22 protein-coding genes are annotated in these 21,272 nt (G+C 60.9%); 3 read left to right on the top strand and 19 right to left on the bottom strand.

Translation table 11 applies throughout. The features are described 5' to 3' along the window. The first annotated feature begins 176 nt into the window (after window positions 1-176). The 3 genes from BTN45_RS10720 (at window position 177) to BTN45_RS10730 (ending at window position 5,863) form a co-directional block, all read left to right on the top strand. Window positions 177-1,373 carry an efflux RND transporter periplasmic adaptor subunit gene (locus BTN45_RS10720; RefSeq protein WP_006699561.1) on the top strand — a complete coding sequence of 399 codons (1,197 nt, stop codon included), beginning with the start codon at window positions 177-179 and terminating at the stop codon, window positions 1,371-1,373. A gap of 13 nt (window positions 1,374-1,386) precedes the next feature. Continuing rightward, on the top strand, window positions 1,387-4,707 hold the full coding sequence (locus BTN45_RS10725) for an efflux RND transporter permease subunit (protein ID WP_004443274.1): 3,321 nt from the start codon (window positions 1,387-1,389) through the stop codon (window positions 4,705-4,707). Window positions 4,708-5,173: 466 nt separating this feature from the next. Further along, window positions 5,174-5,863 (top strand): Crp/Fnr family transcriptional regulator, encoded by a 690-nt coding sequence (locus BTN45_RS10730; RefSeq protein WP_004443275.1) that lies wholly within the window; start codon window positions 5,174-5,176, stop codon window positions 5,861-5,863. A gap of 69 nt (window positions 5,864-5,932) precedes the next feature. On the opposite strand, the gene BTN45_RS10735 is transcribed toward BTN45_RS10730, so the two are convergent. The 19 genes from BTN45_RS10735 to urtB all read right to left on the bottom strand — a co-directional run bounded on the left by BTN45_RS10735 (window position 5,933) and on the right by urtB (window position 21,173). Continuing rightward, window positions 5,933-6,757, bottom strand: a complete 825-nt coding sequence (locus BTN45_RS10735; RefSeq protein ID WP_207587679.1) for an MBL fold metallo-hydrolase — start codon at window positions 6,755-6,757, stop codon at window positions 5,933-5,935. Between the two features lie 3 nt (window positions 6,758-6,760). Beyond that, the gene (gene ureG / locus BTN45_RS10740; RefSeq protein WP_004443279.1) at window positions 6,761-7,372 is read right to left on the bottom strand and encodes an urease accessory protein UreG; all 612 of its coding nucleotides are present in this window, start codon (window positions 7,370-7,372) and stop codon (window positions 6,761-6,763) included. A gap of 245 nt (window positions 7,373-7,617) precedes the next feature. Beyond that, on the bottom strand, window positions 7,618-8,289 hold the full coding sequence (locus BTN45_RS10745) for an urease accessory protein UreF (protein WP_207587681.1): 672 nt from the start codon (window positions 8,287-8,289) through the stop codon (window positions 7,618-7,620). Between the two features lie 3 nt (window positions 8,290-8,292). Continuing rightward, window positions 8,293-8,790 carry an urease accessory protein UreE gene (ureE, locus tag BTN45_RS10750; RefSeq protein ID WP_004443285.1) on the bottom strand — a complete coding sequence of 166 codons (498 nt, stop codon included), beginning with the start codon at window positions 8,788-8,790 and terminating at the stop codon, window positions 8,293-8,295. A 149-nt stretch (window positions 8,791-8,939) separates the two neighbouring features. After that, a complete protein-coding gene (locus tag BTN45_RS10755) occupies window positions 8,940-9,476 on the bottom strand; it encodes a peroxiredoxin (RefSeq protein ID WP_006699556.1) in 537 nt (178 codons plus the stop codon). A gap of 155 nt (window positions 9,477-9,631) precedes the next feature. Beyond that, the gene (locus BTN45_RS10760) at window positions 9,632-10,300 is read right to left on the bottom strand and encodes a TIGR02117 family protein (protein WP_207587684.1); all 669 of its coding nucleotides are present in this window, start codon (window positions 10,298-10,300) and stop codon (window positions 9,632-9,634) included. 12 nt (window positions 10,301-10,312) lie between these two features. After that, complete coding sequence (gene ureC / locus BTN45_RS10765) at window positions 10,313-12,022, bottom strand: urease subunit alpha (RefSeq protein WP_004443293.1); 1,710 nt, start codon at window positions 12,020-12,022, stop codon at window positions 10,313-10,315. A 4-nt stretch (window positions 12,023-12,026) separates the two neighbouring features. Next, a complete protein-coding gene (locus BTN45_RS10770; RefSeq protein WP_207587686.1) occupies window positions 12,027-12,671 on the bottom strand; it encodes a Urease operon accessory protein in 645 nt (214 codons plus the stop codon). A gap of 4 nt (window positions 12,672-12,675) precedes the next feature. Then, entirely contained in the window at window positions 12,676-13,092 is a 417-nt protein-coding gene (locus BTN45_RS10775) for a lysozyme inhibitor LprI family protein (RefSeq protein ID WP_082074323.1), read from the bottom strand. A gap of 3 nt (window positions 13,093-13,095) precedes the next feature. Continuing rightward, the gene (locus BTN45_RS10780; protein ID WP_045532183.1) at window positions 13,096-13,452 is read right to left on the bottom strand and encodes a GFA family protein; all 357 of its coding nucleotides are present in this window, start codon (window positions 13,450-13,452) and stop codon (window positions 13,096-13,098) included. Window position 13,453: 1 nt separating this feature from the next. After that, entirely contained in the window at window positions 13,454-13,759 is a 306-nt protein-coding gene (locus tag BTN45_RS10785) for an urease subunit beta (protein WP_006699550.1), read from the bottom strand. Between the two features lie 20 nt (window positions 13,760-13,779). Then, window positions 13,780-14,037 (bottom strand): DUF1272 domain-containing protein, encoded by a 258-nt coding sequence (locus tag BTN45_RS10790; protein WP_048902744.1) that lies wholly within the window; start codon window positions 14,035-14,037, stop codon window positions 13,780-13,782. 8 nt (window positions 14,038-14,045) lie between these two features. Next, entirely contained in the window at window positions 14,046-14,348 is a 303-nt protein-coding gene (locus BTN45_RS10795; protein WP_004443305.1) for an urease subunit gamma, read from the bottom strand. Window positions 14,349-14,455: 107 nt separating this feature from the next. Further along, entirely contained in the window at window positions 14,456-15,307 is an 852-nt protein-coding gene (locus tag BTN45_RS10800; protein ID WP_207587688.1) for an urease accessory protein UreD, read from the bottom strand. Continuing rightward, window positions 15,214-16,467, bottom strand: a complete 1,254-nt coding sequence (locus tag BTN45_RS10805) for a polyhydroxybutyrate depolymerase (protein WP_207587691.1) — start codon at window positions 16,465-16,467, stop codon at window positions 15,214-15,216. Before BTN45_RS10805 ends, BTN45_RS10800 begins: the two co-directional genes overlap by 94 nt. Before the next feature lie 253 nt (window positions 16,468-16,720). Continuing rightward, window positions 16,721-17,416 (bottom strand): urea ABC transporter ATP-binding subunit UrtE, encoded by a 696-nt coding sequence (urtE, locus tag BTN45_RS10810; protein WP_004443309.1) that lies wholly within the window; start codon window positions 17,414-17,416, stop codon window positions 16,721-16,723. Window positions 17,417-17,633: 217 nt separating this feature from the next. Further along, entirely contained in the window at window positions 17,634-18,395 is a 762-nt protein-coding gene (gene urtD, locus BTN45_RS10815; protein ID WP_207587693.1) for an urea ABC transporter ATP-binding protein UrtD, read from the bottom strand. A gap of 4 nt (window positions 18,396-18,399) precedes the next feature. Further along, complete coding sequence (gene urtC / locus BTN45_RS10820) at window positions 18,400-19,563, bottom strand: urea ABC transporter permease subunit UrtC (protein ID WP_207587695.1); 1,164 nt, start codon at window positions 19,561-19,563, stop codon at window positions 18,400-18,402. After that, the gene (urtB, locus tag BTN45_RS10825; protein ID WP_006699545.1) at window positions 19,560-21,173 is read right to left on the bottom strand and encodes an urea ABC transporter permease subunit UrtB; all 1,614 of its coding nucleotides are present in this window, start codon (window positions 21,171-21,173) and stop codon (window positions 19,560-19,562) included. Before urtB ends, urtC begins: the two co-directional genes overlap by 4 nt. Window positions 21,174-21,272: the final 99 nt, after the last annotated feature.

Here is a 21,272-nt window from a genome sequence, read left to right on the forward strand (position 1 = left end):
TGTAGAAAAAGCACAGGGCAAAGGTGCTTGAGATTCGCGTTGAGGGGCGTTCGAATCGGGAGGATCGAAAAGGGAGTATTGTGATCCCTTGTTTCACATTCGCCATCGCATGACCTTTTAAGATACGGGCCGCAGCCTGCAGGACATGTGAGCGGATATTGCGCGAGCCAAGACATATGCAGCATAAAGTCACGTTTAACCGCATTCTTTTCCTTCTTCTTCTGTCCGCAACGGCGCTTCCCCTTCCAGCAGCCGCGGAGGGAGAGGCGCAGGCGCCGGTGAAACAGCAGAACGTGCCCTCGATCATCGTCGCGCATGTCGCAAAGCGCGACCTCGTTGACCGTGTTATCGCGACAGGCACAATCCGCCCGGTGGACGAAATCTACGTCCAGCCCCTGGTCGACGGCCTGTCGATCGACACGTTGAACGCCGATATCGGCGACCGGGTGGCGGCGAATGCGGTTCTGGCCGTCCTGTCCTCCGATAGCCTCGTCCTGCAAAAGAGCCAGCTCGAAGCCAACAAGGCCAAGGCCGAAGCTTCCGTCACCCAGTCCAAGGCGCAGGTGCTGGAGGCGCAGGCCAATCTGGCCGACGCCCTTCGCCAGCGCGACCGCGCCGCCAAGCTCAGCCAGACCGGTTCAGGCTCCATTTCCGAAACGGAAAAGACCGAAGCCCTCGCGCAGGTGGCGCAGGCTCGCCTCGATGCGGCCAAGCAGGCCGTTTCCGCCGGCGAAGCCGACATCAAGGTGGTTGACGCCCAGATCGCCGATATCGATCTCAAGCTCACGCGCACCGGCGTGAAAACCCCGGTCGCCGGCATCGTTTCAGCCAAGAACGCCAAGGTGGGCGCGATTGCCAGCGGCGCCGGAAACCCGCTTTTCACCGTCATCAAGGACGGCGCCATCGAACTTGTTGCCGATCTTTCCGAAACCGACATTCAAAACGTGAAAGTCGGCCAGAAAGCCTATTTGACGGTTGCTGGCGGAAGAGCGAAAATAGAAGGCAAGGTGCGCCTCGTTTCGCCGACCGTCGATCCGACGACGCGCCTCGGTTCCGTGCATGTGGTGCTGCCGGAAAACAGCCCGGCGCGATCGGGCATGTATGCCAGCGCAGAGATCGTGATCGAGGAGACGAACGCGCTTGCCTTGCCGCTCTCGGCTGTCACTTCAGGACGTGAAGGCTCGACCACCCGCAAGGTGGAGGGCGACGTCGTCAAGCAGGTGAAGATCGAGACCGGCATAGAAGACGGTGGATTCATCGAGATCGTCAGCGGCCTTGCCGCTGGAGACAAGGTTGTCGAGAAAGCTGGAGCATTCGTGCGTGATGGTGACCGGATAAGACCGGTGGAAGCCCAGACGGCTGCGTCCAACTGACTGAGGGAATGAAATGAACTTCTCCGCATGGTCAATCCGTAACCCGATTGCGCCGCTTCTCGGCTTCGCGCTTTTGATGATGCTCGGCATGCAGGCGTTCAATACGCTGCCGATCACCCGTTTCCCGAATATCGACGTGCCCGTCGTCGCCGTCACCGTGACCCAGAGCGGGGCTTCGCCCTCCGAACTGGAGATGCAGGTAACGAAGGAGATCGAGGACGCCGTTGCCGCCATCAGTGGCGTCGACGAAATTCAGTCCACCGTTGTCGACGGCCAGTCGACGACAACGGTCGTGTTCCGCATCGAAAAACCGACGGAAGAAGCGGTTCAGGACACCAAGGACGCCATCGACAAGATCCGCAGCGATCTTCCCTCCGATATCGAAGTGCCCGTCGTCAGCAAGATCGACGTCGAGGGACAGGCGATCCAGACCTTCGCCGTCTCTTCGCCGAACATGACGCTGGAGGAACTGTCCTGGTTCGTGGATGACACGATCAAGCGCTCGCTGCAGGGCCAGTCCGGCATCGGCAAGGTCGACCGTTACGGCGGCGCGGACCGCGAGGTGCGCGTTTCGCTCAGCCCCGAAAAGCTCGATGCCTATGGCATCACCGCGACAGAGGTGAACAGCCAGCTGCGCGGCACCAATATCGACCTCGGCTCCGGCCGCGGCCAGGTGGGCGGCAACGAGCAGACCATCCGCACGCTGGGCGATACACGCGATGTAAGCCAGCTTGCCAACACCACGATTGCGCTTTCCAACGGCCGCTTCGTCAAGCTTTCCGAACTCGGCACGGTTACGGACACATATGAAGAGCAGAAATCCTTCTCGCGCTTCAACGGCAATCCGGCCGTCACCTTTGCAGTGTTCCGCTCTAAGGGCGCGAGCGAGGTTTCGGTCGCCGAAACCGTCGCGCAAAGTCTCGATCAGGTCCGCAAGGACCACCCCGATGTCTCGATTGAGATGGTCGATGACGCCGTCTATTTCACCTATGGCAACTACAAGGCCGCACTCGACACGCTGATCGAAGGCGCGATCCTCGCCGTTATCGTGGTCCTTCTCTTCCTCCGGAACTGGCGCGCGACACTGATCGCCGCCGTGGCGCTGCCGCTTTCCGCGATCCCGACCTTCTGGATCATGGATATCATGGGCTTTTCGCTCAACCTCGTCAGCTTCCTCGCGCTTACGCTCGCCACGGGTATTCTCGTGGACGACGCCATCGTGGAAATCGAGAACATCGCCCGACATATCAAGATGGGCAAGACGCCCTATCGCGCGGCCCTCGAAGCAGCCGATGAAATCGGGCTTGCCGTCATCGCGACCAGCTTCACCATCATCGCCGTCTTTGTGCCCGTCTCGTTCATGCCGGGTATTCCGGGCCAGTACTTCATCCAGTTCGGCCTCACTGTCGCCTTCTCGGTATTCTTCTCGCTGGCAGTGGCCCGTCTCATCACACCCCTGATGGCGGCCTATCTGATGCGCGCCGAAGACGCGATGGACGATCACCACGACAATGACGGCAGGCTGATGAAGGCCTATACGCGCATGGTGACCGCCACCACGCGGAAATGGTGGGCGCGTTATCTCACGCTATTGGGAGCGATTGCCTTCCTCATCGCCTCAGTGATGCTGTTGAGCCAGGTCCCCGGCAGCTTCCTGCCGCCTGATGACGCCTCGCGTGTCACCCTGTCCGTTGAACTGCCGCCCAATGCGACGCTGGATGAGACCGACCGCACGACGACGCAGATCTACCAGGCGATCCGTGACATCAACGGCGTGGAAAGCGTCTTCATCCTCGGTGGTGCTTCGCCCAAGGGGGACCTGGAGCTGCGCCGCGCCACCGTCAATGTCATCCTTGAGCATATCGATCACTCACTGCTGAAAACGCTCGTCAACAAGGGGCTCGGCTCCATTCCGCTCATCGGCCAATATCTTCCCAAGCTGGAGGAGAAGGGCCGTACACGTCCGCAATGGGATGTCGAGCGGGATATTTTCGCGCAGGTGCGTGGCATTGCGGATGTTCGCATCATCAAGCTGAACGACCGCGCGGAACGCGAGCTTTCCTTCAACTTCCTTTCAACCAACGAGAAGGATCTGAACGACGCCGTGGGCATTCTCGAAAGCCGCCTGCGCGCTTCGCCCATCCTTGCCAATGTCAGTTCGGAAGGCGCTCTGCCCCGTCCCGAACTGCAGATCCGCCCGCGCAAGGATGAGATCGCCCGCCTGGGCATCACGCCGCAGCAGATTTCGCAGACCGTGCGTGTCGCCACCATCGGTGATATCGATGCGCAGCTCACGAAAATCTCGCTGGATGACCGGCAGATCCCGATCCGCGTGCAGGCTTCGCTCGATACCCGCCGCGATCTCGCCACCATCCGCGCCTTGAAGATCAAGACCGCCTCCGGTTCGCTGGTGCCGCTCTACAGCGTGGCCGATATCGATTACTCGGAAGGCCCGAGCTCGATCAAGCGCAACGACCGCAACCGCGTCGTCTCCATCGGCTCGGATGTGCCTTTCGGCACGGCGCTCGATACGTCGACGGCCGAGTTCAAGCGCATCGTTTCGGAAACCAACCTGCCGGCAAGCGTTCGGCTTGCCGAAAGCGGTGACGCCAAGGTGCAGGGCGAAATGCAGCAGGGCTTCGTCAACGCCATGCTGCTTGGCCTGATGCTGGTGCTGGTCGTGCTCATCCTGCTGTTCAAGGATGTCATCCAGCCCTTCACAATCCTGTTCTCGCTGCCGCTTGCCATCGGCGGCGTGGCAGTCGCGCTCATCATCACGCAGAACGCGCTCTCCATGCCGGTTCTCATCGGCATTCTGATGCTGATGGGCATCGTGACCAAGAACGCCATCCTGCTGGTGGATTTCGCCATCGAAATGCGCCGTCACGGCATGGAGCGGGTGCATGCCATGGTGGAGGCGGGCCGTAAGCGCGCCCGCCCGATCATCATGACCTCCATCGCCATGTCGGCAGGCATGCTGCCCTCCGCGCTCGGCGTCGGCGAAGGCGGTTCGTTCCGCGCACCGATGGCGATTGCGGTCATCGGCGGCATCATCGTTTCCACGGTGCTGTCGCTGATCGTGGTGCCGGCCTTCTTCCTGATCATGGACGACCTGTCGCGCCTGCTTGCCCACCTCTTCGGCCGTTTCGTCGGCAAGAAGGAAGAGGAGGAAGAGGCCCTCTCCAACGAGAAACTCTCGGAGATCGCCCGCGAAAACAGCCTCGCGCTTTCCTCGCTGGAGGCACGGGTGGCCAGTATGGAAAAGGGCAGCGGCGACAAGGCCGCGGACAAGGGCAGCAATATATTGCGACTGCCGCCGCTTGCCGCCGAGTGAGTGCTGCAGCTTGAAGATTGAGACGCCGGGTCATGTGCCCGGCGTTTCCATATACTTTGGGAGAGCACGGCATCGCGGATCGTTTCTTCTCCCCGCCGGGAAGAAGGTGGCCCGAAGGGTCGGATGAGGGGGCAAGCTCTCCTGATATCTCGACCCTCGCCCCCTCATCCCGCTGCCGCGGACTTCTCCCCCTCGGGGAGAAGAAATATGCCGCATGCGCTCGCTCCATATTTCCCTTGTGATTGGAAGCATGAGCAGCCCCATCATTTCCTTCCTCACAACGGCCGCACCCCCGTTTGATCGAAATCAATTCGCTTTCCACCTGAACTGCTAGTCTCCCTCGCATCGGGAATTGCCGGTCGAGGAAAATGCGATGAGTTCAGTGCAGATGGGCGTGAGGGGCAAGGAACATCCCCGGTTTCGTATCGCTTCGGACAGCCCGGCAAAAGGTTTGAGCGGGAGCCGAATGGACGTGAACAAGACCGTGAAGCTGAGCAACAGGGACAGGAACATTCTGCTGCGTGCGCCCTTGATCGGGATCGCGGATGACGCGGTGGCGCTGAAGCTGATGGAGGCGGCGACCATTGCCAATGTGAATGCCCGCCATGTGCTTTTTAAGGAAGGCGAACTGGCCCAGCACTTCTATTGCGTGCTGTCGGGTTACGTCAGGCTCTACCGGCTGGACAGGCACGGGCGCGAAGCGGACGTGCGCGTCAGCGGCCCCGGCGATACCTTCAATGAATGCCTGATCTTCGGTAGCGACACCTATCGTTACAGCGCGCAGGCGGCGGAAAGCTGCACCGTGGCGCGTTTCGAACTCACCAGGCTGCGCAGCCTGATCGATCAGGAACCGGCCATCGCCAAGGCCGTCATGCGCTGCCTGTCAAACAGCCTGCTGGCCGCCATGGACTGCGTTGCCAATGACCGCCTGCAGACGGCACCGCAGCGTGTCGCCCATTACCTCATCAATCAGGGCCCGCGCGACGCGACATCCTTCTCGCTGCGGTTGCCGTTCCAGAAAAGCCTGCTCGCCGGCAAGCTCGGCCTTGCGCCGGAGGCCCTCTCCCGCGCCTTCTCCACCCTGAAAAAGTCGGGCGTCACGGTGCGCGGTCGCATCGTCCAGGTCAATGACGTGGCGGCGCTGAAACAGATCTGAAAATACGGGGAGAGGACGAAGGGCGGGAGGCCCATCAGGCATTCCGCCCTTCGGTGTATTGCACGGAAGTCATCCAGGCTGCGGTATAAAACCGAAACTGTCGCCCCGCCGCTCGACCGTAAAAAAGCCGCCGAGATGGCCGCCGGACACCAGCCAACCATGGTCAGCCGCCGCCGACAACGCTTCGAGACGCGTCGCGTGGGCGAGTTCGGAATCGATATCATAGACAAAAGCAATTCCGGGATCGGCCGCCTGCATGTCCCCGACATGCAGCACATCGCCCCATAACATCAAGCGCTTATCGTCTCTTCCTATGAGGTAAGCCATCTGTCCGGGCGTATGACCGGGCACCGCGATTGCCTCTATGTCCTCGGCAACCATCCCCACCGAGATCGGCCGCAACATCGCGCCGCAAATATCGATCAGGCGGGCAGCCAGATCGAAACCGCCCTGCCGGGCGGGCGGCAATGTCTTTCGCGCCTCTGCATTGGTGAAAAAGGCAAGATCGGCCTCCGGCACCCATATCTCCGCCTTGGGAAAATAAGGCCGGTCGCCATCGATAAGGCCGAGTGCGTGGTCGCCGTGAATATGGGTGAGGATGACACGGCTGACATCATCGGGCTGGATACCGGCGGCAATCATAGCCGCACGGGCATGGCCATAGGCCTCGCCCCAGGCCGTGCCGCAGCCTGCATCGATCAGCCAGATGCCCTCAGGTCCCGAAAGCGTGAAGCAGTTGACGTCCATATCCACTGTTTCGCCGTGATGGCCGGCAAAGGCCGCAGCCAGCGCTTCGGCACCCTGGCGGTGAATGAGATGGCTGACCGGTGCCTTGTAGACACCGTCGACAAAACGGGAAACTTCGTAAGCGCCGAAACGGCGGGGCATCGTCATTATTCAGAGACCGCCCTGCTCTTTCAGGAAACCGACGATGCGGTCCACGCCATCGCCCCGTTTCATGTCGGTAAAAACAAAGGGCATGGCGTTGCGCATGCGCGTCGCATCGCTGTCCATGACAGTCAGATCCGCGCCAACATAAGGCGCAAGGTCCTTCTTGTTGATGACGAGCAGGTCCGAACGGGTGATGCCCGGCCCGCCCTTACGGGGAATTTCCTCGCCCTGGCAGACGGAAATCACATAGATGGTGATATCGGCAAGATCAGGCGAAAAGGTCGCCGCGAGGTTATCGCCACCGGATTCGATGAAAACCACGTCGAGATCGGGAAAGCGCTGGTTGAGCCCGGCAATCGCCTGCAGATTGATCGTGGCATCTTCGCGAATGGCCGTATGCGGGCAACCGCCCGTCTCCACCCCGACGATCCTTTCGGAAGGCAGCGCCTGCATGCGCACCAGTGCCTCGGCATCTTCCTTGGTATAGATATCATTGGTGACGACGGCGACCGAATAATCGGCGCTCATCGCCTTGCAGAGCTTTTCCGTCAGCGCCGTCTTGCCGGAACCCACCGGCCCGCCAATCCCAACGCGCAGCGGACCATTACCCGATTTCATCACTCTGTTCCCTTCACTATGCTGTGGTCCAATCTTACGACAACCACTCAACAGCTCAAATATACGCAAGGATCATGCCACTTGTTTCTTCTCCCCGCCGGGGAGAAGGTGGCCCGAAGGGTCGGTGAGGGGGCTGGCTCTCGGTATATCTCTACCGGAGCCCCCTCATCCCGCTGCCGCGACCTTCTCCGCGGTGGGGAGAAGAAACAAGTGGCATGCGCTCGCCCCATCGATTGCCGTCGCTTTCACGAACGGAAAAGCCGTGTCCCCTGTGTTTCATGACGCATCGCCGCTGTATCGGCGATGATCGTGGCGCTGCCGAGGTCATCAAGCGTGGATTGGACGGCCCGTGCCGCCACCTCGGCAATCCCCGCCTCGCTTGCGGCGAGAATGGCAACGCCATCTTTCTGGCCCGCGACGCCGAGACGGATACCGGCAGAAACGATCTGTGAAACACCTGCATGCAGAAAGGCGGCAAGCGTCTCGCGCAGCGGCACGCCGTGGCCCGCGGCCACAGCGCCTATGGCGACGGGATAGGGAGCCTCTTTCGGCAACAGCTCCAGAACCGCATGCGGCCATGCGCTGGCGGCGGAAACGAAGGCGTCCCCCAGAAGCACGGTCTCCCGATAACGCTCCGCCGAACCGGCGAGCGCGCGGCCAAGATCAGCGGTTTCGCTGAGCGCTACGGCATCCTGCGAGCATCGCCAGGCATCTGCCAGAAAAACCGCGTCGTTCCACAGGCTGCCATGGAGAAGAAGCGTTTCCACCCAGCCGCTCAACCCGGCGGCATTACGCACACGCCCGTCCTCCACCGCCTTTTCCAGCCCGCCCGAATAGGAAAAGCCGCCGACAGGAAACGCCGGCGACATCCAGGCCATCAGGCGCAGCAGCGCGGCAACGCCGCGTTCCCCGCTCACGCCTCAGCCGTGATCATGATGGTGGTGGCCATGCCCGTGCCCGTGATCATGGCCATGCGAGTGGCCGCCATGGGCGTGATAAGCGCCGCGCGCCGGCTGAAACGGCTCTTCCACCTCGCGCACTGTGGCGCCCAGACCTTCCAGCATGGCGCGAATGACATGGTCACGCAGGATGAGAATACGCTCCTCCTCGATCTGCGCTGAAAGATGCCGGTTGCCCAGATGCCAGGCGAGCTCGATCAGGTGAAGGCGGTCCTTTGCCTTGATTTCGAACAGCTTTTCATCCGCCGCACGAACCTCGATCAGATCGCCGTTTTCGACCACCAAAAGGTCGCCATGGGCAAACAGCACGGCTTCCTTCAGGTCCAGCATCACCATCTCGTCATTCTGCAGATGCAGAAGCTTGCGGCGCAGATGCCGCTGGTCATGCGCCAGCGTGACATAGCCGGAGGGCTCGTCGGCAGGGGTTCCGGCCGGGTGATAGGAGGTGACGCGCAGCATGGGATGATCCGTTTCAGAAACAGTCTTTGGGGTTCTGATTTTTGACGGATAGGCGGGGGGATTTCAAGGTGTGTTTTCAGGGCGGCAATGCCTCGGAAAACAAAAGCCCGGCATCGCTGCCGGGCCTTTCTCAAACAACAAAACCAAAATCAGGCCGCAGCGCGGCTTTTCAGGTTTTCCAGAATGTTCTGCGGCGAGGAAACGCCGTAGGGGTCGCTATCGCAATTGTCCGAATAGCCTTCTTCCTCAAACCACTGCTCGACGACGCCATCGTTGATGACGGCGGCGTAACGCCAGGAGCGCATGCCGAAGCCGAGATTGTCCTTGGCGACCAGCATGCCCATCTTGCGGGTGAACTCGCCCGAACCGTCAGGGATGACCTTGACGTTTTCGAGGTTCTGACCCTTGGCCCAGGCGTTCATGACGAAAGCATCATTGACCGACAGGCAATAGATTTCATCAACGCCGAGCGCACGGAACTCGGGTGCGAGCTTTTCGAAATCAGGAAGCTGGTAGGTCGAGCATGTCGGCGTGAAAGCGCCGGGCAGCGAAAAGAGGACGACCTTCTTGCCCTTGAAATAATCGTCGGAGGTCATGTCCTGCCAACGGAAGGGGTTCGGGCCGCCAACGGCCTCATCGCGAACGCGCGTGCGGAAGGTTACGGCGGGCACTTTTTTGCCGAGCATGTCTTGTCTCCTGTTCTGGCGTTTTGCGAGGCATCGCTTGGGATCGATCCGCGCGGAATTCTTTTGCCGTTTCCATAGCGCAAGACGCGCTGCGGTGCAGCATAAAAATGGGATTCCAGCCACCAAATGCGCGAAATGCCGCACGGAACTGGGGATCAATTGTGCAGGTCTATCGACCAGCGCAACAGCGGCGGCAAGGGCGTCCACAAACCGGTTTGAACGCCCGCTTCCCGCAACATCGCGGCTGACCACGTGTTACAGCCGGCGAGTGCATTAAACCGGCCATTCGCCTCGAAAAAAGCGTCCGTCAGGCCGTAGCCAGCGCTGGGTACCAGACTAACACCGTCATCGTTTCCGGCAAAACTCGCCCGGATGCCCGCGACGAGACGCTGATAACCCGCTTCGGAAATTCGAAGCCGTTTCACTCCGGCGAGATCAGCGGGAAAATCACCTGTCACATCCACATGCATGACGGAGCTGTCCAGCGTGAAAGAGCGCAGAACCGGCATCGGTTTCAAATCGGCCCAGGTGGGCGTCTGAATGTAAAACGAGCGGCCGCCCCAGCCGAACACCAGATAGGCCGCAGCTGGATGATTGACCGCAATCCCACCCTCCTGCAACGCGGCAAAGCCCCGCCGCAGATCGTCATCAACCGGCAGGGCGATATCGGTGTGGATCGGGTTGGATAAGAGCAGGATTTCCCTGCTCTTTTCGCCTTCACCCACCTGCTCGGCAAAAAACGGGCGCGGCGCAACCGTGCCCAGCACAAGAAGCAGGAGGAGCAGCAGCAGGCCGCCGCCGATCCATCGTGTGAGGCGTCTCAAGAGCGCCTGCCGTCAGAACAGGAAATAACGCTGCGCCATCGGCAGCACGGTCGCCGGTTCACAGGTCAGAAGCTCGCCATCCGCACGTACTTCATAGGTCTCGGGGTCAACCTCGATATGCGGCGTCAGCGAATTGTGGATCATCGAGGCCTTGGAAATGCCGCCGCGCACATTCTTCACCGGCAGCAGCTTCTTCGCGACGCCAAGGCGCTGGGCAAGGCCGGCATCCAGCGACGCCTGCGAGACAAAGGTCACCGAGGAATTGGTGCGCAGCTTGCCATAGGCGGCAAACATCGGCCGGTAATGCATCGGCTGCGGCGTGGGGATGGAGGCATTAGGATCGCCCATTGGCGCGGCAGCGATCGAGCCGCCAAGCAGCACCATTTCCGGCTTCACGCCGAAAAACGCCGGGTTCCAAAGAACCAGATCGGCACGCTTGCCGACTTCGATGGAGCCGATCTCGTGGCTGACACCCTGGGCGATGGCCGGGTTGATGGTATATTTGGCGATGTAACGACGAACACGGAAATTGTCGTTTTCGCCGGTCTCTTCCTTCAGGCGGCCACGCTGGCGCTTCATCTTGTCAGCGGTCTGCCAGGTGCGGATTGCCACCTCGCCGACACGGCCCATGGCCTGACTATCGGAGGAAATGATCGAAAACGCGCCGATATCGTGGAGAATATCCTCCGCCGCAATGGTTTCCTTGCGGATGCGGCTTTCGGCAAAGGCGATATCTTCGGGGATGGACGGCGACAGGTGGTGGCATACCATCAGCATGTCGAGATGTTCCGCCAGCGTATTGACGGTGTAAGGCCGCGTCGGGTTGGTCGAGGACGGGATGACGTTGGGATTACCGCAGACCTTGATGATGTCAGGCGCGTGCCCGCCGCCGGCGCCTTCGGTGTGGAAAGCATGGATGGTGCGGCCCCTGATAGCCGCAACCGTGTCTTCCACGAAACCGCTTTCATTCAGCGTGTCGGTATGGATCATCACCTGCACGTCATATTCGTCGGCCACCGTCAGGCAATTGTCGATGGCGGCGGGCGTCGTGCCCCAGTCCTCATGCAGCTTCAGCGAGGAGGCACCGGCGAGGATCATTTCTTCCAGCGGAGCCGGCAGAGAGGCATTGCCCTTGCCCGCAAGCGCGAGGTTCATCGGGAAAGCATCGAAGCTTTCGATCATCCGCTCGATATGCCATGCGCCGGTGCAGGTGGTGGCAAGCGTGCCGTGCGCCGGGCCGGAGCCGCCGCCAAGCATGCAGGTCACACCACTCATCAGCGCTTCCTCGATCTGCTGCGGGCAGATGTAATGGATATGCGCATCCATGCCGCCAGCCGTCAGAATCTTGCCTTCGCCGGCAATTGCTTCCGTCGAGGGACCGACGATGATCGTCACGCCGGGCTGCGTATCGGGATTTCCGGCCTTGCCGATGGCGTGAATGCGGCCGTTCTTCAGGCCCACATCTGCCTTGTAGATGCCGCTATGGTCAACGATGACGGCATTGGTGATGACGGTATCGACAGCGCCCTCTGCCCGCGTCGCCTGGCTCTGGCCCATGCCGTCGCGAATGACCTTGCCACCCCCGAATTTCACTTCCTCGCCATAGGTCGTGTGGTCCTTCTCTATCTCGATGAAGAGTTCGGTATCAGCAAGACGCACCTTGTCGCCAACGGTCGGGCCGAACATGCCGGCATAGGCGGCGCGGGAAATCTTGTATGGCATGGGTTCAGGCTCCTTCGGACGCGGAGAAAATCGGTATGGGAGAAAATCGTGTCAGCCGGCCCGTTCCCGCAAGGGCATCGACCAGCTGTTGTTCGGCGGTAAAGGGATGGCCGCTCCAGCCCTGGTGGCTGAAACCGGCAATCGTCACCTCGTCATCATCGCCGCTGACATTTTCAAGAACATGGGCAATGGCAACGAGGCCGGTGCTGGGGCAGACGTATGGTGCGGGCTTATAGGCTTCGAGCGCCGTATCGAGCCTCTCATGCACACCGCGAGAAATAATGACATGGCTTTTGCCGCCAGCTCGTGCGATGGCCGCGAATTCGCCGGTATAATCGGCGCAGAAATCAGTGAGTTCCGGCCAGGCTGCGCGGATGCCGGGTTCCATTTCGGCAAATTTCGCAGGATCGCGCACCGACCAGATGGCGGCGGCTTGGCGCACACCATGGCTCTCGCGCCATTCGCTTCCCTCGGTCATCTCGCGACCCGGCCGCCCGGTATTACACACGGCCACGACATCGGTGCGCGTACCGCCCAGCCCAAGAGACCGGCAATCATTAAAACGGACGACGATATCCGACCGGTCGATAAGCAGGGCCGCGCCTGGCGGCAGCTCCCCGTTTCCGACGATCGTGATCCGCCGCGCCATGGGTTCAGAAACCTTCCGAGAGTTGGCGCAGTTCTTCCGCCCGCTTGCCGCTCGTCTCGGCCAGGCAGGAAGAGATCAGCATCGGCTCCATTGAGCCGCCACGCGCCTGAAAACCGGCAAGTGCGCAATTGGCGTCACGGAACGCCACCCATGCGCGCTGAGCTGTCACCAGCGCGTCGGTTGCACCCTTTCCATCCGCATCCGCCGCCTTGTCACGTTCGATGAGCAGCTTGCGCAGCTTCTGATAAGCGACATTGAGCTCTTTGTCGGCCTTTTCGTAATCCTTGCCGGCGCAAATCGTCATGTCCGCCTGCGTCTGCGGTTCCTTGCAGTTCGGCTCCTGCGCGGCAACCGGCATGGAAATACCGGCGGTTACGCAGATGAGAGCGGTCATGACGAGGTTGTTCTTGCTGATCGCCATCGCTCAGGCCGCCGCGCCGTCATAAGCCTGCGGCTTCAGCGCCCGCGGATCGACGCCATCGAGACAATTGGCATTGACCGCCACCATCGGCGTACCGTCAGGCCCATCGGCATAGGCAAAGCTTTCAATGCCGCAGGTGGAGCAGAAAAAATGATGGATCCTGTGTTTGTTGAAGAGATATTCACTCAGCGTGCCCTCGCCGGAAAGCAACGTGAACTTGTCACGCGGCGCGAAGGCGAGCGTGGAGCCCAGACGTTTGCACCGCGAACAATTGCAGACAACAGTGTGATCGAGATCGGCATCGACCTCGAAGCTGACGCTGCCGCACTGGCAGCTTCCATGATAATGCGCCGTCGCCATTTCATAACCTCCCCATGACCTGTTGACGGAAACCATAAACCTCCCGCTTGCCGGAAAGCGGCACCAGCGTCACTTCCCGCTTCTGGCCAGGCTCGAAACGCACCGCCGTGCCGGCCGGAATATCGAGACGCATGCCGCGCGCCTTTTCGCGATCGAAAATGAGACCCGCATTGGTCTCGAAGAAATGGTAGTGGCTGCCCACCTGTACCGGCCGGTCGCCCGAATTGGCCACTTCGATCGTCACGGTCGGCTGGCCGGCATTGAGTTCGATGGTGCCTTCGGCGGCAATGATTTCGCCTGGTTTCATCGGTGTTCCCCTTATCGTTCTTATGCGGCCGTGGCTGCTGCGCAGCCTTCCGCCTTCAGCACCCGTTTTGTCGATGCCGGGTTATTGATGAGCTTTCCCGCCGGGCGGACGGGCCTTCGCACCAGTTCGCCACCGCAATTCGGGCACGCGCCCTTGAGCACGCCGGTCACGCAATCAGCGCAGAAAGTGCATTCGAACGAGCAGATCATCGCGTCCCCGCTGTCGGGCGCTAGATCACGGTCACAGCATTCGCAATTGGGCCGAAGTTCCAGCGCCATACGTCACCTCACCGGATCGGTTCGTGAACGGTCACCAGCTTGGTGCCGTCAGGGAAGGTCGCTTCCACCTGCACATCGTGGATCATCTCGGCAATGCCGTCCATCACCTGATCACGGGAAATGACATGCGCGCCCGCCTCCATCAGGTCGGCCACGGCGCGGCCATCGCGTGCGCCCTCCACCACGAAATCGGTAATCAGCGCAATCGCTTCGGGATAGTTCAGCTTGACGCCGCGTTCCAGCCGGCGGCGCGCCACCATGGCGGCCATGGAAATCAGCAGCTTGTCTTTTTCTCTTGGGCTAAGGTTCATCGTCGTCCCACGGCTTGGCATCTGCTCCACAAACGAGGTTTGCTGGAGACCAGATCCGACATTTGACAGACCCCGAAGAACGCCTGTCACTAGACGATCCGAGGGGTTTACAGATTCCAGACTTTCGGCACTGGCGTGCCGTTTCGCAAGAGCGAAATGATCGGAAAAAGCAATTTTCTCAAGGAGAAACCATCAGCGGCGGACACGCGCACGACGAGCTTGCCCTGCCACTCGCTGGCACCGCCGCTTTCCCCGGCAATCGCCCGGATTTTAGGCAGAAGCGCCTCGGCCAGAGGCCCGATGTAAAGCAGCGTGGCAAAGGCAACCTGCCCGGCCAGAACCGCCGGTCTCGCGGTCAGCGCCGCCACCTCGCCAGCAAGCAGCAACTCTTCTGCATGCACCAGCTTGCCGCCGTGGCGAATGCGCCAGCGGTCACGAAAAAGCCCATGCGTCATCGCCTCGCCCATGGCCTGACGACCAAGCAGCACCGCTTCGACGGCGATGAATTCTGAGGATTGGTCGAGATCGGCTTCGAGCCTTCGCGTCAGCGACGCGCGGTCGAAGAGGATCGTTTCCTGCGGCAGCCAGTGCAGCTTCGCACCCGGCCCGGCGGAAACACGCGCGGTCACGGTGGCTGTGCCCGACGACGCCTTGTAGACCTTCTCGCAGGCCTGCGTGGTGACCACAAGCGAGGTACCGGCGCCGGCGACGGCCTGCCATTCAAGTTCGTCTCCGCCGGTCAAACCACCGGAGGAATTGATGAGAATGGCTTCTGCTTCGTTCGAGTAGGTTTCCGGAAGACGGATCTTGGCGCAGCCCTCCTGAAACAATTCGTCCAGCCGGCTGCGCCCTTCAACTGCCTTCGTTACAATGCGTCCTCTGCCACGGGCGCGCTGTTGCCGGACAGGTTGAGCGTCTTCGCAACCGGAAGGGCTGATGGCTTGCTGTTGCTGCTGCACGCGGTCTCCGAAGCGGTTGCGGAAGCGGGATTGGCCTTGGCGACGCAATCCTTCTTGACGACGGCGTCCACGACAAGCTGACCTTCCGTGTTTCGGAAGAAATCCCACATTCTCTCGGCTGCATCAACAGTCCGCGTCACTTCGCCTGTGGGCATCTTGCGCTCCACGGCGGGCTCCGCCTTCGGTGTCTGCTCGCCGCCCGGCTTGCGGGTAACAACGGCGTTTGCGGCCAGAACCTCGGCCTTCATGGTGGCGCGCGGCCAGGCATGGTCCCAGTTCTCGATGACATAGGACTGGATGCGTGCGCCTGCCTTGCAGACATCGTAAGAATTGACGGTGAAGCTCTCGCCCACCTTGCTTTTGGCGGCGCCCTTGCAACCATCCATTTCGGCCCAGCGCTTCAGCGCCGTCTCGCCGCTATATTGCCAATAGGATTTGCCGCCGCCCTGATAGGGATTGGCTGGATCCTTCAGCCCGGCAAAGGCGATGATCGACATCGGCCGCGCCGGTGTGCAGCTTGCCACATCCGGTGCCCATTTGCCTTCGGTCTCCAGCGGATAACCCGCGCGCAGCGACGCGACAAAACCGGCGGCATTAAAATCCTTGGCTCCGGTGCAGATGAATTGCGACAGCATGCGCCCGCCGCCGGAATAACCGGAACCGTAAAAACGTTCCTCATCGACGCAGAACTTGCCCTTCACCATGGCAATCGCTTCATGAATGAAGCTCACCTCGTCCAGCCCGCCGGGGCGTGTTGTAACGCCGGGAACATTCCAGGCATGGGTGCCCGGCAATTCGCCATTTAAACTGCCCGCCAGCGCGACGACCACAAGACCATCACGCTCAGCAAGCTTGTCCCAGCCGCTGCGGTTCAGCTGGCCGTGCGGGTTGCTGTTGGAGCCGTGGAAATCGAATACGACAGGCAGGGGCTTATTTCCATCATAGGCGGATGGAACAAAATAGACGCCGTCGCGTTTCTGCCCGTTAGAGAGAATGGAAAAATCATGCCGACCCGGTTCCATGCCGGGGCCAATACCCTGACCGCAGGTCGATGCCGACGCTGCAGCTCCTGCGCCTGCGCTGATCGCCAGCCCAAGAAGCAGGCTGCGTGCGGAACGAACCAACCGGGAGGCCCGGCCCACTGCAAAGTCTTGAATCATTGACACGCCTTTATTGGCACAGTTTTCCGACAATACGTCGGACGTGCGTGGAATGTAAGGGATCAACTGTCGCGGCGTGCGAATAGACTTTTCCTGTGTCTCGCATGCAGCATTTTCGCTGCCAATATCACAGGCGGTTATTCAATGAAATGCTAAAATTACGCATGAAAGCCATGTCGAGGCGCATAGGCTTTCAAAATATTAATCGCCCGTTTGCACGCCGTGATCGGCGCGCACAGGCTTTGGTCTCGGTTTATACTGTCAGATGCCGCCTCGCTTCCGGCATATCCAGCGTTTCAGCGAGGCCTTGATGCACGATTTCACCGCGGTCCATGATGTAGACGTAATCGGCAAGTTCGCGGCAGAAATCCAGATATTGCTCAACCAGCAAAATCGCCATGCCGGTGGAATCGCGCAGATATTTGATGGCCCGGCCGATATCCTTGATGATCGACGGCTGGATGCCCTCGGTCGGTTCGTCGAGAACGAGGATTTTCGGCCGCGTGACCAGCGCCCGGCCGATGGCAAGCTGCTGCTGCTGCCCGCCGGAGAGATCGCCGCCGCGGCGTGACAGCATGGTCTGCAGCACGGGAAACAGGCTGAAAATATCATCCGGGATGAACCGCTCCTTGCGCGACAGCGGCGCATAACCGCTCTCCAGATTTTCCTGCACGCTGAGCAACGGAAAGATTTCCCGCCCCTGCGGCACGTAACCGACGCCGCGTTTTGCCCGCTGGTAAGGTGCCAGCCCGTCCAGCGCCGCATCGCCGAAACGGATCGTGCCGGCGCTGGTGGCCTGCTGGCCGGTCACGGCCCGCAGCAGCGAACTTTTGCCGACGCCGTTGCGGCCGAGAACGCAGGTGATCTTCCCCATCTCGGCCTTCAGCGACACGCCGCGCAGCGCCTGCGCTGCGCCGTAATGGAGGTTGATGTTGTCGACTGTCAGCATGGTGAAACTCCAATGACGGTATGGTGGGCGGCGCTACCCCCCTCTGCCCTGCCGGGCATCTCCCCCTCAAGGGGGGAGATTGGCAAGTGGCGAACACTCTTCCCCATAGCATCGTGGCAAAGGAACGAGCGAGGGCGGCATCTGATCTCCCCCCTTGAGGGGGAGATGCCCGGCAGGGCAGAGGGGGGTACGGTCACGGCAAACGCAAACACCACCATCACCGCCCCAGATAATTCTCGATCACCTTCGGATCGCTCGACACGAAGTCGATCGACCCCTCAGCCAGCACCGAGCCTTCCGCAAGGCACGTCACCTTCACCCCCAGCTCGCGGATGAAGCCCATATCGTGCTCAACCACCACCACCGAACGCGTCTTGGCGATTTCTTTCAGCAGCACCGCGGTTTCAGCGGTCTCTGCATCCGTCATGCCCGCCACCGGCTCATCCACCAAGAGAAGCTTCGGCTCCTGTGCCAGCAGCATGCCGATCTCCAGCCACTGCTTCTGCCCATGCGAGAGATTGGCGGCGAGATCGCCGCGGCGGTGGCCAAGCCGCACGGTGGCGAGGATTTCCTCGATACGCGCCTTGTCTTCCTCCGCCAGCCGATAGAACAGGGTTGCGAACACGCCGCGCTTGCGGTTCAGCGCCAGTTCCAGATTGTCCCACACGGTATGGCTTTCAAACACCGTCGGCTTCTGGAATTTCCGGCCGATGCCGAGCTGGGCGATATCCGCCTCGTCCTTTTTGGTGAGATCGATACTGTCTTCAAAGAGTACCGTGCCCGTATCCGGTCGCGTCTTGCCGGTGATGATATCCATCATCGTCGTTTTGCCAGCGCCATTCGGGCCGATGATGGCGCGAAGCTCGCCCGGCTCCACCACGAAGGAGAGGGAATTCAGCGCCCTGAACCCATCGAAGGAAACGGAAACGCCATCGAGATAAAGCAGGCTTTTCGCTCTGTTTTCAGAAACCGTGTTCATGGGCTTACTCCGCCGCCTGTTGCGCAACCGCGGTGTCGTTGCCAGCCTCACGCGCCGCGCTTGCAACCCGCTTTTCCCGCCGTCCGGCCAGATAATGCTGCACGGTACCGACGATGCCCTTGGGGAAGAACAGCGTGACAGCGATGAAGAGACCGCCGAGCGCAAACAGCCAGAACTCCGGGAACGCACCGGTGAAATAGCTCTTGCCGCCATTGACCAGCACCGCGCCGATGATCGGCCCGATCAGCGTGCCGCGCCCGCCGACCGCCGTCCACACCACCACTTCGATGGAGTTGGCGGGCGAAAATTCGCCGGGATTGATGATGCCCACCTGCGGCACGAACAGGGCACCGGCAATCCCCGCCATCATCGCCGAAACGACGAAGGTAAAGAGCTTGATGTTTTCCACCCTAAAACCGAGAAAGCGCACCCGGCTTTCGGCATCCCGCACACCCACCAGCACCTTGCCGAACTTGGAATTGACGATGCCCGACGCGATCAAAAGCGAGAGCGCCAGCATCACGGCCGTCATGGCAAACAGCACGGCGCGGGTGCCATCCGCCTGCACGGAATACCCAAGAATATCCTTGAAATCGGTGAGGCCATTATTGCCGCCGAAACCCATGTCGTTGCGGAAGAAGGCAAGCAGCAGCGCATAGGTCATCGCCTGGGTAATGATCGAGAGATAAACGCCATTGACGCGCGAGCGGAAGGCGAACCAGCCGAAGACGAAGGCGAGCAGCCCCGGCACGACGAGCACCATCAGCGCCGCAAACCAGAACATGTCGAAGCCGTGCCAGAACCACGGCAATTCCTTCCAGTTGAGGAACACCATGAAATCAGGCAGCACCGGATGGCCATAGACCCCGCGCGTGCCGATCTGCCGCATCAGATACATGCCCATGGCATAACCGCCGAGCGCAAAGAAGGCGGCGTGGCCGAGCGAGAGAATGCCGCAATAACCCCAGACCAGATCAAGCGCGAGTGCCAGCAGCGCATAGGCCAGATATTTGCCGAGCATCGACATGATATAGGTCGGGATGCGGAACGCGTTGTCGGCTGGCAGCAGCAGGTTGGAGGCGGGAACCAGAACGGCGATCGCGAGAATAATGCCGATGGCGATGGAAATGCGGCGATCGAGCGCGCGCAGGAGGAAGCCGGTAATCATGCTTCGATCGCCCTTCCCTTGAGTGCGAAGAGACCGCGCGGCCGCTTCTGGATGAACAGAATGATGAGAACGAGCACGAGGATCTTGCCGAGCACGGCGCCCACCGTCGGCTCAAGAAACTTGTTGAGCACGCCGAGCGACAGGGCGCCGACCAGCGTTCCCCAGAGATTGCCGACCCCGCCGAACACCACCACCATGAAACTGTCGATGATGTAGCTCTGGCCGAGATTGGGAGAGACATTGTCGATCTGCGACAGCGCGACGCCCGCAAGCCCGGCGACACCGGAACCGAGCGCGAAGGTGAAGGCATCCACCCATGGCGTGCGGATGCCCATGGAAGACGCCATGCGGCGGTTCTGGGTGACGGCGCGCATCTGCAGGCCGAAGGCCGAGCGCTTCAGGAGAACCAGAAGCGCGAAGAAGACGGAGAGCGAGAAACAGACGATCCACACCCGGTTCCAGGTGAAATTGAGATAACCGACGCTGAAGGAGCCGGACATCCAGCTCGGGCTGCCGACCTCCCGATTGGTGGGGCCGAAGATGGAGCGCACGCCCTGTTGCAGGATCAGCGAGATGCCCCAGGTGGCGAGCAGCGTTTCCAGAGGTCGTCCATAGAGATAGCGGATGACACCGCGTTCCATGACGAGGCCGACGCAGGCCGTGACCAGAAAGGCGGCCGGCAGGGCAATCGCCAGTGACCAGTCGAACAGGCCGGGGAAATGGCTGCGGATCAACTCCTGCACCATGAAGGTGGAATAGGCACCGATCATCACCATTTCACCGTGCGCCATGTTGATGATGCCCATGACGCCGAAGGTGATGGCAAGGCCGATGGCGGCGAGCAGCAGCACAGAGCCGAGCGACAGGCCGTACCAGACATTCTGCGCGTAATCCCAGAAGGCAAGGGAACTCTCGATGCTGGAAATCGCCTCGTCCACATCCGGCTTCAGGCTCGGATCAACCGAAGGCGTCGCAGCCATCAGAATGCTGATCGCATCGCGCCCGCCAAGGGCCTTGATGGTGGCGATCGCTTCTTTCTTGACCTCAAGGGGGCGGTCGGAGGAGAGCAGCGAGACAGCCCGCGCCTCCTCCATCCGGGTCCGCACCTCATTATCGGTTTCCTTGGCGATGGCCGCTTCCAGCAATTCGAGATTTTCAGCGCTTGGCGCTTTCAGGACGGCGTCAGCCGCTGCAAGCCGCACGGATTTTTCCGGGCTGAGCAACGTCAGCCCGCCCATCGCGGCGCGGATGACGCGGCGAAGATTATTGTTCACCCTGATCTTGGTAACGGTCGCCTTCGGCGCCGAGCCGGCGCTTTCACCCGTCAGCGGGTCGATCAGCGTGAAATCGGAACCGGCAGGTTTGGTCATGAAGACGAGATTGTCTGACTTGCGCACATAAAGATCACCCGCCGCAAATGCCTCCAGCGCCGGAACCACGCGCGCATCGCCAGTGGCGGCAATCTGCCCGATCAGCACTTCGGCCTGCTTGAAATCAGCCGTGCCGAGCTGGTCGATCAGCGCCTTTGGGTCGCTCTGCGCGAGGGACTGGGCGGCGATCCCCATGGTGAGCCAGAGGAAGATGGCTCCGAGAAAAGATCGGATCGTCATGTCGGGTTCCTTGGAGCGGTTTGCGACTCTGCGATTGCGTGTGGCACGACCTGAATATGCGGCTTACCCCCCTCTGCCCTGCCGGGCATCTCCCCCTCA

This window comes from Rhizobium sp. ZX09 (assembly GCF_017357485.1).
GTDB classification, from domain to species: Bacteria; Pseudomonadota; Alphaproteobacteria; order Rhizobiales; family Rhizobiaceae; genus Agrobacterium; species Agrobacterium pusense.